Origin of the sequence: Actinomadura mexicana (assembly GCF_900188105.1) — a bacterium.
Classification (GTDB): domain Bacteria; phylum Actinomycetota; class Actinomycetes; order Streptosporangiales; family Streptosporangiaceae; genus Spirillospora; species Spirillospora mexicana.
Genome location: NZ_FZNP01000012.1, coordinates 63363 through 76338 on the forward strand (window position 1 = coordinate 63363; position 12976 = coordinate 76338).

Genomic DNA, 12976 nt, shown 5'->3' on the forward strand with positions numbered 1-12976 from the left:
AGATCCTCTCAAGGGTCGAGCCGGGCCGGCCAGGGTGTGCCGGCCGGATTGTGCCGGTCAGGCCCGGTCCACGAGGTCGTCGGGACCGAACGCGTCCGGTAGGACGTTCGACATGGGCAGGATGCCGCGCGTCGTCTCCAGCAGCATCGGGGCGCCGCCGTGCTCCCACAGCAGCTGCCGGCAGCGGCCGCACGGCATCAGCGGGTTCCCGTGCCGGTCGACCACCGCCATGGCGACCAGCCGGGGCCGCTCGGACTTGCCTGGCCCGTGCAGCGCCGACACGACGGCGCATTCCGCGCACAGGCCGACGCCGTACGAGGCGTTCTCCACGTTGCATCCGGTGATCACCCGGCCGTCGTCCACCAGCGCGGCGGCACCGACCGGGAACCCGGAGTACGGGCAGTACGCACGCCCCATCGCCTCCCGCGCCGCAGCACGAAGAGCAGGCCAATCAATCTCCATAAGGCCCTACCTTTCTGGGGGGACGACCCCCCAAACCCCCCGGAAAGAGCAGCTGACCGGCGTCCTCCGCTTCGCTCCGGCCGCCGGTCAGCGTGCCTCACCGCGCCGGTAGCTCAGCCCGTTGGCGGCGGGCATGCGGAGGCGCTGGCTGGCCAGGGCCAGGACGAGCAGCGTCGTCAGGTGCGGGGTGAAGGAGACCAGTTCGCCGGGGACGATGTCGCTCAGCAGGAACCACGAGAGCAGCGCGGCGGCCGCGACGAGCGACAGTGCCGAGCCGACGATCGCGGCCCGCATGTCGCGGCGGTGCGCCACGTCCAGCGCCGCCTGCGAGGCCAGCCGGTTCGCGCGGACGCCCTGCCAGACCGCCACGCCGATCAGCAGGATCGCCACGAACAGCAGCAGCGCGTGCACCGCCTGGCCGCCGCCGCGCACGTTCATCGCGTCGGTGTAGCCGAACAGCAGCGAGCCCGCGGCGAGGCCGCCCGGACGCCAGTTGCCGAAGATCATGGCGGCGAGGCCGATGAACCCGCGGCCGTTGGTCTGGCCGTCCTGGTAGAACGGCGCGGCGACGGTGACGAGGAACGCGCCCGCCAGGCCCGCGAAGCCGCCCGAGATCATCACGGCCGCGTACTTCATCCGGTAGACCTGCACGCCGAGCGACTCGGCCGCGTACGGGTCCTCGCCGCACGAGCGGATCCGCAGCCCGAACGCCGTCCGCCACAGCACGAAGAAGCTGGCCGGGACGAGCAGCAGCGCCACCAGCGTCAGCAGCGACATGTCGCTGGTCAGGCCGCGCACGATGCCCGCGATGTCCGACACCAGGAACCAGTGGTGCTTCTCCAGCGAGCCGAGCCAGTCGGGGCTCTGCCAGCCGCCGATCCTGCCGCCGGACAGCACCGGCATGGTCAGCGTCTGGACCGGATCGACGGGGGGCGACTGCCGGGGGCCGCCGCCGAGCGCCTTCGCCTCCCCCTTGTCGAAGATCAGCCCGGCGAGGAACTGGGTGAGCCCCAGCCCGAGGATGTTGATCGCTACGCCGGACACGATGTGGTCGACGCCGAACGACACGGTCGCGACGGCGTGCAGCAGCCCGGCGAGCGCGCCGCCGATGATCCCGGCGAGGACGCCGATCCACGGGCCCCACTGGTAGCCGGCCCAGGCGCCCGTCCAGGTGCCGAGGATCATCATGCCCTCAAGGCCGATGTTGATCACGCCGGACCGCTCGGACCACAGCCCGCCGAGCCCGGCCAGGAAGATCGGCACGGCGAGGCGCAGCGCGGCGCTGACCGTCCCGCTGGAGGTCACCGGGTCGGCGTCGTCGATCACCCGGACCAGCGACAGCAGCACCAGCATGCCGGACGCGATGAGCAGGTGGTGCGGCCAGCGCAGCCGGCGCCTGCCGCCCGCGGCCTTCCTGGCGGGGGCCGTCTCGGTGGCGGTGCTCATGAGGCACTCCCAGCGGCCTCGCGGGCCAGGTCGTGGCCGGTGGCCAGCTCGGCGGCGACGGCCCGCTGCTGCAGCCGGATCTCCCAGCGCCGGACGAGCTCGTACACGATGACGACGGTCAGCACGACCACGCCCTGCATGACGCCGACGATCTCCTTCGGGACGTCGACCTCCTGGAGGACGTCGGAGGTCTGGTCGAGGAACGCGAACAGCAGCGCGGCGAGCGCGATGCCGGCCGGATGGTTGCGGCCGAGCAGCGCGACCGTGATGCCGGTGAAGCCGAGGCCCGCCGGGAAGTTCAGCGAGTACTCGTAGGACGCGCCGAGCAGCTCCGGCATGCCGATCAGGCCCGCCACCACGCCGGACGCGATCATCGTGTAGACGATCATGCGGCGGGCGTTGACGCCGCTGGCCTGCGCCGCCGACGGCGACAGGCCCGACACCTTCAGGTCGAACCCGAACCGCGTGTGGTTGATGACGACCCAGAACACGACGCCGACCAGGATCGCCAGCGGCAGCAGCCCGTACACGTCGCCCGGCAGGTCGATGCCGATCGAGGACAGGAAGCCGTTCAGGCCGCCGACCCGCCCCGACTCGGAGATCTGCGGCGTGGCGACGTTGTTGCTGTCCGGCCGCACCTCGGCGAGCCGCTTGTCGTTCAGCAGGTAGGCGATCAGGCCGGTCGCGATCGCGTTCAGCATGATCGTGGACAGCACCTCGCTGACCCCGCGGGTCACCTTCAGCACGCCCGCGATCGCGGCCCAGAGCCCGCCGACCACCATCGCCGCGATGATCACCAGCATCTGGCCGAAGGGGGCGGGCAGCGCCACCGCCCCGCCGAGCGCGGCGGCGAGGAACGCGGCGAGCCGGTACTGGCCGTCCACGCCGATGTTCAGCAGCGCCATCCGGAAGCCGATCGCCACGGCCACGGCCGACAGGTAGTAGCGGGTGGCGCGGTTGAGGATGTCGACGATCGAGTTCTCGGTCGTGCCGTAGTCGACCATGCTCTGGATCGAGCTGACCGGGTCGGCGCCGGTGATCCGCAGCAGGATCATCGTGATGCCGAGGGAGATCAGCAGCGCCAGCACCGGCGCGCCGATCTTCAGCCCGAGACCCCGCGGGCCGAGGCCGCGCAGCATCGCCTTCCACGAGGGCACCGTCTCCGGCTCCACCGGACCTGACGGCTCCGGACCGGACGCCTTCGCGTCGGACGGCCCGGTGCCGGAGGTCTGGCCCGGTCGCGGGGCGGGGACGTCGGCCGGCCGCTTCGCTGTCCCGGACTCACCGCCCGCGGGCTTCCCGTCCGACGGCGTCGTGCCCGACGGCTCGTCCCCCGGCGGCCTCCCGCCCCCGGGCTCCTCGCCCGCCGGGGTCGGGTCCTTGCGCTCGTCGCTCATGCGGGCGCTCCGGCGCCGGTCATGGCGGAGCCGAGCTCCTCGGGGGTGACGGTCCGCGGATCGACCTCCGCGACCAGCCGTCCCCGCAGGATCACGTGCAGGGTGTCGGACATTCCGATGAGTTCCTCAAGATCGGCGCTGATCAGCAGCACGGCCAGCCCGTCCGCGCGGGCCTGCCGCAGGTACTCCCAGATGGCGGCCTGGGCGCCGACGTCGATACCGCGCGTCGGGTGCGCCGCGATCAGCAGCCGCGGGTCGCCGGACATCTCCCGCCCGACGATGAGCTTCTGCTGGTTGCCGCCCGACAGCGCGGCGGCGGGCACGTCGATCCCCGGCGTCCGCACGTCGTAGGCCTGGACGATCCGGGTGGTGTCGCGGCGGGCGCCGCGCCGGTCGACCCACGGGCCGCGCACGTTCGGGCGCCGGGTCTGGTGGCCCAGCATGCGGTTCTCCCAGAGGGTCCCCTCCAGGACGAGCCCGTGCCGGTGCCGGTCCTCGGGGATGTAGGCGATGCCGGCCTCGCGGCGCCGCCGCGTCGCCCACGAGGTGATGTCCTCGCCGCCGTGGCCGATGGTCCCGGCGTCGGCGCGGCGGATCCCCATGATCGCCTCGATGAGCTCGGTCTGCCCGTTGCCCTCGACGCCGGCCAGCCCGACGATCTCGCCGCGGCGGATGCGCAGCGACACCCCGTCCACCACGGGACGGCCCTCGGGGGTCAGCACGGTGAGCCCGGCCACGTCCAGCTGGACGTCCTCGGTGACGGTCGACTCGCGCAGCTCCGGGGTGGGCAGTTCGGACCCGACCATCAGCTCGGCCAGCCGCCGGGACGTCACCTCCCGCGGATCGAGCCGGGTCGCGACCGTCGTACCGCGCCGGATCACCGAGATCGTGTCGGCGACGGTCAGCACCTCGTCCAGCTTGTGGGAGATGAACAGCACGGTCAGCCCCTCGGCGCGCAGCTCGCGCAGGTTGCCGAACAGCTCCTCGACCTCCTGCGGGACGAGCACCGCGGTCGGCTCGTCCAGGATGAGCACCCGGGCGCCGCGGTAGAGCACCTTGAGGATCTCCACGCGCTGCCGCTCGCCGACGCCGAGCGTCTCGACCAGCACGTCGGGGTCGACGCGCAGCCCGTACGCCTCCGACATCTCCTCGATCTTGGCGCGCGCGGCGGCGAAGTCGACCTGGCCGCGCCGCCGGCCCCTGGCGCGGGGCTCGGCGCCGAGGATCACGTTCTCCAGCACGGTGAGGTTGTCGGCCAGCTTGAAGTGCTGGTGCACCATGCCGATGCCGCGGGCGATCGCGTCGGCGGGCGTCCGGAAGGCCATCTGCTCGCCGTCGACCTCGATGGCGCCCTCGTCCGGCCGCTGCATCCCGTAGAGGATCTTCATCAGCGTGGACTTGCCGGCGCCGTTCTCACCGCAGAGCGCGTGCACCTCGCCGCGCTCGATGGTGAGGTTGATGTCGCGGTTGGCCACCACTCCGGGGAACCGCTTGGTGATCGATGTCAGCCGCACGGCCGGCACCTGGTCAGGCACGAGTGCCCCTCCTCCTGCCTAGAACGTGAGCGAGGACGTGGACCGGGAGAACGCGCCGCCGCACCGGGCGCCGCCTCGCAGCGGTACCCGGTGCGGCGCTCGCGGCCGGCGGAACCGGCCGGCACGTCGCCGCACGGGCGCGGAGTCCCGTGCCCGGCCGCGGCGTCACGCCTTGGTCGGAACCGTGATCTTGCCGCTGACGATGTCGGCCTTCAGCTCGTCCAGCTTGGCCTTGATGTCGTCGACCTTGCCGCCGGAGGTGGCGTAGCCGATGCCGTCGTTGCCCAGGTTGTACTGCGTGGTGCCGGCCTTGAAGGTGCCCTTGGCGACGCTCTCCACGAAGTTGTAGACCGCGACGTCCACGTGCTTCTCCATGGACGTCAGGATCTGCTCCTTCACCCCGGCGACCGCGGGCTGGTTGTACTGGTCGGAGTCGACGCCGATCGCCCACTTCTTGGCCGCGCCGACCGTCTTGATGACGCCGATGCCCGCGCCGCCGGCCGCGTGGTAGATCACGTCGGCGTTCTCGTCGAGCTGGCCCTTGGCCGCCTCGTTTCCGAGGCCGGCGTCCTTGAAGCCGTTGAAGTTCGGGGGCTGCGTGAGGTACTTGGCGGGGAGAACCTTGATGCCCGGCTTGGCCTTCTTCGCGCCCGCCTGGTACCCGGCGAAGAACTTGTTGATCAGCGGGACGTTGACGCCGCCGATGAACCCGATCGTGCCGGTCTTGGACTTCAGCGCGGCCGCGGCGCCCACGAGGTAGGACCCCTGCTCCTCGGAGAAGCAGGCGCCGCTGACGTTCGCGCCCTCGACCTTGCACTGGTCGGCGTCGACGACGAGGAACTTGGTGTTCGGGAAGTCCTTGGCGACCTTGTTGATCGAGGCCGTGTAGGCGAAGCCGACGCCGATGACCGGGTTGTAGCCCTTGTTGGCCAGCAGCCGCAGGCGCGACTCCTTGTCGGAGTCCGGCTCGTCCGGCTTGGCGGAGATCTCCTCGGTCTTGACGTCCAGGTCCTTCTTGGCCTTGTCGAGGCCCGCGGCCGCCGAGTCGTTGAAGGACTGGTCACCGCGGCCGCCGATGTCGAAGGCCAGACCGATCTTGAGGGTCTTCTTGCCGTCGTCGCCGCCGTCACCGCTGTCGGCCTTCTTGCCACCGCACGCGGAAGCGCTGAGCGTCAGCGCCGCACCCGTCACGGTGACGAGCGTTATCTTCAGTCCACGGCGCAAGGTAGCGCTCCTTCCGTTCCCCACCCACGGTCCGGTGACCGATCCGGTCACCGAAATCGTTGGGACGCTACCTCGCTAATGAGGGCAAACTTCCCGCTTGCACGGTTTCGCAACAGGTCCGTTACCAATGCGTAGGCATATCGCCACAGGTCAGCGCCGCCATAGACGGCGCTGACCGGCACGCGAGCCCTCGTGCGCGGGCGTCCGGGAGGACGGAAGGCGGCAGGCCGGGTGATCACCCCTGGTGATCAAGCCCGGTCGGCGAAGGGGGTCTAGGCCAGCGCGGCGCCCTCGATCGACTCGGCGTCGCCGGGACGGCCGCCGTCCCACAGCGCGGTCAGCGCGGTGGCGCTCAGCACCTTCATGCCGACGGCGATGCACCGCTCGTCGACGTCGAAGTCGCCGCGGTGCAGGTCGTACTCGCCGGGCGAGCCCGGGGTGCGGACGCCGAGCCGGGCGAGCGCGCCGGGGATCGACTCCAGGTACCAGCCGAAGTCCTCGCCGCCGAGGCTCTGCGGGGTCGGCACGACACCGTCCTCGTCCATGACCTGGGCGGCGGCGTCGCGGAACATCTGCACGCTGGCCGCCTCGTTCACGGTCGGCGGGACGCCCCGGACGTAGTCCAGCGACGCCTCCACGTCGTAGGCGGCGGCGACCGACTGCAGCAGCGCCTTCATCATCTCCGGCGCCCGGTGCCACGCCTCGTCGTCCAGGCAGCGGACGGTGCCCTCGGCGATCCCGTCGTCGGGGATGGCGTTGGCGACGGACCCGGCCGAGACGCGCCCCCACACCAGCGACAGGCTGGAGCGCGGGTCGACGCGCCGCGACAGCGCGGACGGCAGCTCGGTGACGATCTTGGCGAGCGCGTAGACCAGGTCGGCGGTCAGGTGCGGCCGGGCGGTGTGCCCGCCGGGCCCGGTGACCTTCACGTAGACCTTGTCGCAGGCCGCGGTGATCGGGCCGGTGCGCAGCCCGAGCTGGCCGACCTCGATGCGGGGGTCGCAGTGCAGCGCGAACGCGCGGTCGACGCCCGCGATGCCGCCGGCGGCCATCACGTCCAGCGCGCCGCCGGGCGTCTCCTCGGCGGGCTGGAACAGCAGCCGGACGCGGCCGGGCAGCAGCCCCGCCTCCGCCTGCTGGGCCAGGAACAGGCCCGCGCCCAGCACCATCGCGGTGTGCACGTCGTGGCCGCACGCGTGCGCGACGCCGGGGACGGTCGACCGGTAGGCGACGCCCTCCTTCTCGTCCTGGAGCGGGAGCGCGTCGATGTCGGCCCGCAGCGCCACGGTCGTGCCGTCGGCTGGGCCGATGTCGCAGAACAGCCCGGTGCCCTTCGGCAGGATCACCGGCTCCAGCCCGGCCGCGCGGAGCCGCTCGGCGAGCCTGCGGGTCGTGCGGTGCTCGGCGTAGCCGAGCTCCGGGTGCATGTGCAGATCGCGGCGGAACGCGATCAGCTCGGCCTCGTGGCCGGCGAGGAACGCGTCGAGCTGCGGCTGCAGCACGGCGCCGCCGAGCACCGCCGGGGCGCCGGGCACCACGTGGGCACCGGTCGCCGCGGCGGAGGCGTCCCGCCGCTGCACGGGGCCCTCGGCGTCGCGCGGGGCGGGCCCGCCGGGCGCCGTGCCGTTGGCTCCGGCGGCGCCGGAGACGGCGCCCCGGTCCTCCCGGCCCTCGGGACCTTCCTGTCCCGGGGCGGCGGGTGGTTCAAGGCCGGGCATCACCCCGGGTCCCGAATGTGTCATGTGCGCCCCCTGCGCGATGGCGGAGCCTAGCGGCGCCCGCCGGGTGATGTTCTCGTTGGTGGAAGCGGTGCGGTTCTCGGGTCTGCTCGCGGGATCGGTGCTCGCGGAATCGGTGCTCGCGGAATCGGTGCTCGCGGGATCGGTGTTCGCGGGGTCGCCGGTGCGGTCCGGTTGCTCAGGCTCCGGCATGTGCGACCTCCCCCAGTGTGACGAACCTGTCCTCCGCGAGCTCGGCGATCGCCGCGTCGACGATGTTCTCCAGCGTCCCTCCGCCGGCGCGGATCGCGCGCTGGCGCTCGTACGGGGCGCCGTGCTCCAGCACCTCGCCGGCGACCTTGAGCTCCTCGGCGCAGCCGAGCCGGTCGGCGACCGGCTCCAGCTCCCTGATCAGCTCGTACAGGTCGTCGCGGAGCGGAGCGGTGTTCCCTGTGTCATCGGTGATGACGATGGCGTCGAGCCCGTACCTGGTGGCGCGCCACTTGTTGTCGCGCACCACCCAGGCGGCCGGCCGCGGCAGTGTGTACCCGCGGTCCAGTTGCTGCTCGAACAGCGTGACCAGGCTCTGGCACAGAGCGGCGGCCATCCCCACCTCACGCAGCGTGGGAATCCCGTCGAACATCCTGATCTCGACGGTACCGAAGTCAGGATGCGGCCGGATGTCCCACCAGACCTCCTTGATGCTCCTTATGGTTCCGGAACGCATCAGCGTGTCCATGTAATCCTCGAAGGCCGCCCAGTCGTCTAGCAGGTGGGGCGGCCCGGCCGTGGGCAGTTGGCCGAACACGACCGCCCGGCAGGACGCGAGGCCGGTGTCGCTGCCGCTCCAGAACGGGCTGGACGCGGTGAGCGCGAGGAAGTGCGGAAGGTAGGACGAGAGCGCGTTGACGATCGGGATCGCCTTGGCGCCGTCGGAGATGCCGACGTGGACGTGAACGCCGAACGTCTGGATGCGCCGGGCCAGCCACTGCATCTCCTCGATCAGCTGGGCGTAGCGCCGCATGGGCGCCATCACCGCCTCCCGCCAGTCGCTGATCGGGTGGGTGCCCGTGCAGGCGAGCGCGAGGCCGCGGTCGGCGGCGGCGGTGCGCAGGGCGGTGAGGGTACCGGACAGGTCGGCCTTGGCCTCACCCACGGTGTCGCTGATCCCGGTCACCACCTCGATGGTGGACTCCATCAGTTCGTGCCGGACGCGGGGGTTGTCGCCGTCCTCGCTGAGCGAAGGCAGCGCGGCGAGCACCTCGCGTGCGTCCTGACGCAGGTGCCTGGTCTCCGCATCGACGAGCTGGATCTCCCACTCGACGCCCAGCGTCGCCCCGTGCGATGCGTTGAAGTCAATGGCCACGGCCAACCTCCGTCCACAATCCTTGCAGGTCGTTGCGTGGCACGTGGCGCAATTCAGCCAGCGGGTCCCTAAGCCTGGACGAACGCCGGTCCAGGTCACGTGTTCGTTCCATGATGGCGTCCGTGCCCGCCCCCTGCCGGGCGTCCATGCCCTTTGCGGATCAATTGACTCATGCGAGCCGTCGGAAGGTGGGCGGACGTCCTACTTTTCGGTCATCGATCTTGGCCTGTGCACCACTAGATCGAACTAGTCAGCCCGTCCAAAATACCGTCAGCCGGTCTCAAAATCCCGTCAATGACGGATGGTAACCGATCGGCCCCGCCCCTTACGTACCGTGATAGGACCGCTGCGCCCTCCGTCACGTCCGTCACGTCCGTCGCTTCCGCCCCGCGCTTGCCGGATTCGCGATCGGGTACCTCTTCGCCGGATAGGTCGCCTAGTCTTCGGGGGGAGTCATGGGCATTGGGCGCCTGCGCGCCGGGAGCGATCGCGCTCCCACGGGATTGAGGAGCGTCGGGAGCTTGCCACGACAGCGACGAGGGCCGGCCGGCGTCCGCCGCGCCCTGACGTTGATCACCGTGCCGGTCACGGCCGCCTCGCTGGCGGCGGCCCCGGCGTTCGCCGCCGCCCCGGCCGGCGTCGCCCGCACCGGAGGCCCCCCGGGCGCGGGAGCGCGCGCCGCCGCGTCTCCCGGGGCATCGCCCGCCGCGTCGCCGTCCGCGCAGACCGTGGGCGGGCCGCGGCTCGCGAGCCGCGGCGTCGTCGCGGGCACGGCCCCGGGCGTCCCGGCCCCACCGAAGATCAAGGCGGGGTCGTACATGATCGCGGACGCCGACACCGGCCAGGTCCTGGCCGCCAAGGACCCGCACGGGCACTACCTGCCCGCCAGCACCCTCAAGACCCTCACCGCGCTGGCGCTCGTCCCCAGACTGGAGCCGAACCGGCTCGTCCGGCCGTCCCAGAAGGCGTGCGACACCGAGGGCACCAAGGTCGGTCTGACCCCGAAGATGCAGTACAAGGTCTCCGACCTGTTCCACGCGCTGCTGATGATGTCGGCCAACGACGCGGCGGTGACGCTGGCGGAGGCCGACGGCGGGATGCGCAGGACCCTCGCCGACATGAACGCCGAGGCCAGGCGGATCAACGCGCGCGACACGCTCGCCGGGTCCCCCAACGGGCTGGACAAGGACCTCGGGCTGGACGTCCGGACGCAGCACACCTCGGCCTACGACCTCGCGCTCATCCTGCGCGAGGGCATGAAGAACCCCCAGTACCGCGCCTACATGCAGGCGATCGACTTCCAGTTCCCGGCGCCCCCGACCAAGAAGGAGCGCAAGAAGGGCAAGAAGGTCGGCGGGTACCCGATCCACACGCACAACCACATGCTCCCGGGCGAGCGGCTGGCCTACCCCGGGATGCTCGGCGGCAAGAACGGCTACACGATCGCCGCCCAGCAGACCTTCGTCGCCCAGGCGCGCCGCGGCGGGCACACGATCGTGATCTCGCTGATGCGGGCCGACATGCCGCCGTCGGCGTACGCGGCCAAGCTGCTGAACTGGGGTTTCGCCGCCCGCGGCAAGGTCCAGCCGGTGGGCACGCTCGTTCCGCCCGGCGACATCGAGCAGACCCGCGAGAACGGCGGCTCGGGCGTGCTGCCCGACGCGCCGCTCGCCTCCGACGACGCGTCCCGCATGTGGCTGCTCGTCGGCGGCGGCACGGTGGGGGCCCTGCTCGCGATCGCGGTGCTGTTCGTGGTGCTGCGCCGCAGGCGGCGGCTGGAGGCGGTCCGCCCCCGCGGCGACCGGTAAAGCTTCTCCCACCCCTTCCCACGGGCCTGGCACCCTCGCGTCCGGTCGGCTTACGCTCGCCGTGGCGCCGGTGATCGCGTCACCGCCGGAGAACGGCGCCGCGGGGAGGAATTGCGCCATGTCCGACTTGTATGTCCCCATGCCCGGCGCCCCCGCCCTCGCGACGGAGCCGCCGCCGACGTACGAGCATCCGAACGTGACGCTGCTGAAGGACGGCTACACGGCCTTCGCCAAGGGCGACATGGACCTCATCCGCGGGCTGCTCGCCGACGACGTCGTGCACCGCGTCCCCGGGCGCGGGCCCGTCTGCGGCGAGTACCGGACGCCCGAGGAGGTCCTGGGGTTCTACGTCCGGCTGTTCGAACTGTCCGGCGGGACGTTCCACACCGAGCCCTACTCGGTCATGGCCAACGACGAGCACGGGGCGGCCCTCGTGCAGACCTACGCCGAGCGCCCCGGCCGGATCCTGGACGGCCGCGCCGTCGACCTGTTCCGCATCCGCGACGGAAAGATCACCGAGATCCGGACCCTGGCCGAAGACCAGTACGCCGACGACGCCTTCTGGTCCTGACCCGCCCTCTCGGCCCACCGGCCCGAGCAGCCTTCATGCTTCCGGGCCTGGGCCCAGGTTTCCCGGTCCCGACCCGCTTCCCGCCGTCCATCGGCTTCCCGCCCCGGATCAGCTTCTCGGGTTCGATCGGCTTCCCGGCGTCCACGGGCCTCCCGGCTTCGACGCGGCTTCGGCCCCGATCGGCTTCCTGTCCTAGGCCGGCTTCCCGGTCCCGACTGGCTTTTCGCCTTCCGCCGGCTTGCCGGTCTCGACCGGTTTCTTGTCTTTCAGCGGCTTTCGGGCCTCGATCGGCTTCTCGTGGCGCCCCGGTCTCTTCTGCCGGTCCGGCTGCTCGTCCCGGACCGGGTCCTCGCCCTCCCCCGGCCTCTCGTGGCGGCCCGGCCTCCCGCCGGCGCGTTCCTGGAGCGCCTCGACCTCCGCGCGGTCGGCGCTGTTCTCCGGGTTGGCGGCGTCCGCGGTGAGGACGACGCGGCGCGTCGCCGTCCAGGCGGCGACGAACAGGGCGAACCGGGTCGCGACGTTGATCCACACCATCAGCCCGACAAGGACGGCGAACGTGCCGTAGACGGGGTTCTGCGTCGTCCGCCCGACGAGGAACGCCGCGATCTGCTTGAGGATCTCGAAACCGACCGCGCCGAAGACCGCGCCCCGGATGATCCGGCGCCAGGGCGCCCGGGTGCCCGACAGCCGGGTGAACAGCGCCAGGAAGACCACGGTGTCGAAGAAGATGGCGCAGGCGAGGGACAGCAGCCGCAGCCCGGTTCCGGCGCCGGGGACGTCCTCCAGGCCGAGCCAGCCGAGGACGGTGTGGGTGGCGGACGTCGTGACCGTCGTCACCGCCATGCCGCAGATCAGGATCAGGCCGAGGAACGCCAGCACGCCCCCGTCCCAGAGCCGCTTCAGGAAGAAGTTGCCGCCGCCGCCCGGCTCGTTGCCCCAGATGTCGCGCAGGGACTCGCGCAGCACCTGCACCCAGCCGATCCCGGTGAACAGCAGCGCGACCAGCCCGAGGACGCCGACGGCGGTCTTGGACTGGGCGATCTGCTCGACGTCCAGCTGTCCCGCGAGGCCCGGCAGCTGCGAGTTGATCGCCCGGACGAAGTAGGCGCGGGCCTCGTCGCTGACCCCGACGAGATAGCCGAGCAGCGCGTACGCGAGCGCCATCAACGGGAAGAACGACAGGAACGCGTAGCTGGTGAGGGCGGCCGCCAGCCGGTCGCCGCGGCGTTCCTGGTACCGCTCCAGCGCGCGCACCTGGTGGTCGAACCACCGGGACCTCTGCCGGGAGCGTCGCAGCAGGGCCTTCCCGTCGCCGTACAGGGACTCGCTCCGCCGTCGGACCCCGCCGATCACCTGCCGCATGCACGCAACGTACCCAACGCGGGCCACTCGATGCCGCAGACGGTAATCGAAGGGTCAACGCAGCGTCTCGTGGCGCCGCTCACCGGA

10 protein-coding genes are annotated in these 12976 nt (G+C 71.7%); 2 read left to right on the forward strand and 8 right to left on the reverse strand.

Annotated elements, in window-relative coordinates; translation table 11 throughout:
* Positions 1-57: 57 nt before the first annotated feature.
* The 7 genes from CHC11_RS27940 to CHC11_RS27970 form a co-directional block, all read right to left on the reverse strand.
* Positions 58-462, reverse strand: coding sequence for a cytidine deaminase (locus CHC11_RS27940; RefSeq protein ID WP_089314825.1), 405 nt, complete (start codon positions 460-462; stop codon positions 58-60).
* 87 nt (positions 463-549) lie between these two features.
* Positions 550-1908, reverse strand: a complete 1359-nt coding sequence (locus CHC11_RS27945) for an ABC transporter permease (RefSeq protein ID WP_089314826.1) — start codon at positions 1906-1908, stop codon at positions 550-552.
* The gene (locus tag CHC11_RS27950; RefSeq protein WP_245919870.1) at positions 1905-3305 is read right to left on the reverse strand and encodes an ABC transporter permease; all 1401 of its coding nucleotides are present in this window, start codon (positions 3303-3305) and stop codon (positions 1905-1907) included. The genes CHC11_RS27945 and CHC11_RS27950 overlap by 4 nt, the downstream gene beginning before the upstream one ends.
* Entirely contained in the window at positions 3302-4840 is a 1539-nt protein-coding gene (locus CHC11_RS27955) for an ABC transporter ATP-binding protein (protein ID WP_089314827.1), read from the reverse strand. The genes CHC11_RS27950 and CHC11_RS27955 overlap by 4 nt, the downstream gene beginning before the upstream one ends.
* Before the next feature lie 165 nt (positions 4841-5005).
* Positions 5006-6064, reverse strand: a complete 1059-nt coding sequence (locus CHC11_RS27960; RefSeq protein WP_089314828.1) for a BMP family lipoprotein — start codon at positions 6062-6064, stop codon at positions 5006-5008.
* Between the two features lie 272 nt (positions 6065-6336).
* Entirely contained in the window at positions 6337-7602 is a 1266-nt protein-coding gene (locus CHC11_RS27965; RefSeq protein WP_425427357.1) for an amidohydrolase, read from the reverse strand.
* A 379-nt stretch (positions 7603-7981) separates the two neighbouring features.
* Positions 7982-9148 (reverse strand): glutamate--cysteine ligase, encoded by a 1167-nt coding sequence (locus CHC11_RS27970; RefSeq protein WP_089314829.1) that lies wholly within the window; start codon positions 9146-9148, stop codon positions 7982-7984.
* Between the two features lie 521 nt (positions 9149-9669).
* Between CHC11_RS27970 and CHC11_RS27975 the strand changes: the two genes are divergently transcribed.
* Both CHC11_RS27975 and CHC11_RS27980 read left to right on the forward strand, forming a co-directional pair.
* Entirely contained in the window at positions 9670-10956 is a 1287-nt protein-coding gene (locus tag CHC11_RS27975) for a D-alanyl-D-alanine carboxypeptidase family protein (protein WP_245919872.1), read from the forward strand.
* 118 nt (positions 10957-11074) lie between these two features.
* Positions 11075-11527: a nuclear transport factor 2 family protein gene (locus tag CHC11_RS27980; RefSeq protein WP_089314830.1), complete on the forward strand. Its 453-nt coding sequence runs from the start codon at positions 11075-11077 to the stop codon at positions 11525-11527.
* Between the two features lie 192 nt (positions 11528-11719).
* Here CHC11_RS27980 and CHC11_RS27985 read toward each other — a convergent pair whose 3' ends face one another.
* Positions 11720-12889, reverse strand: coding sequence for a YihY/virulence factor BrkB family protein (locus CHC11_RS27985; protein ID WP_089314831.1), 1170 nt, complete (start codon positions 12887-12889; stop codon positions 11720-11722).
* Between the last annotated feature and the right edge of the window lie 87 nt (positions 12890-12976).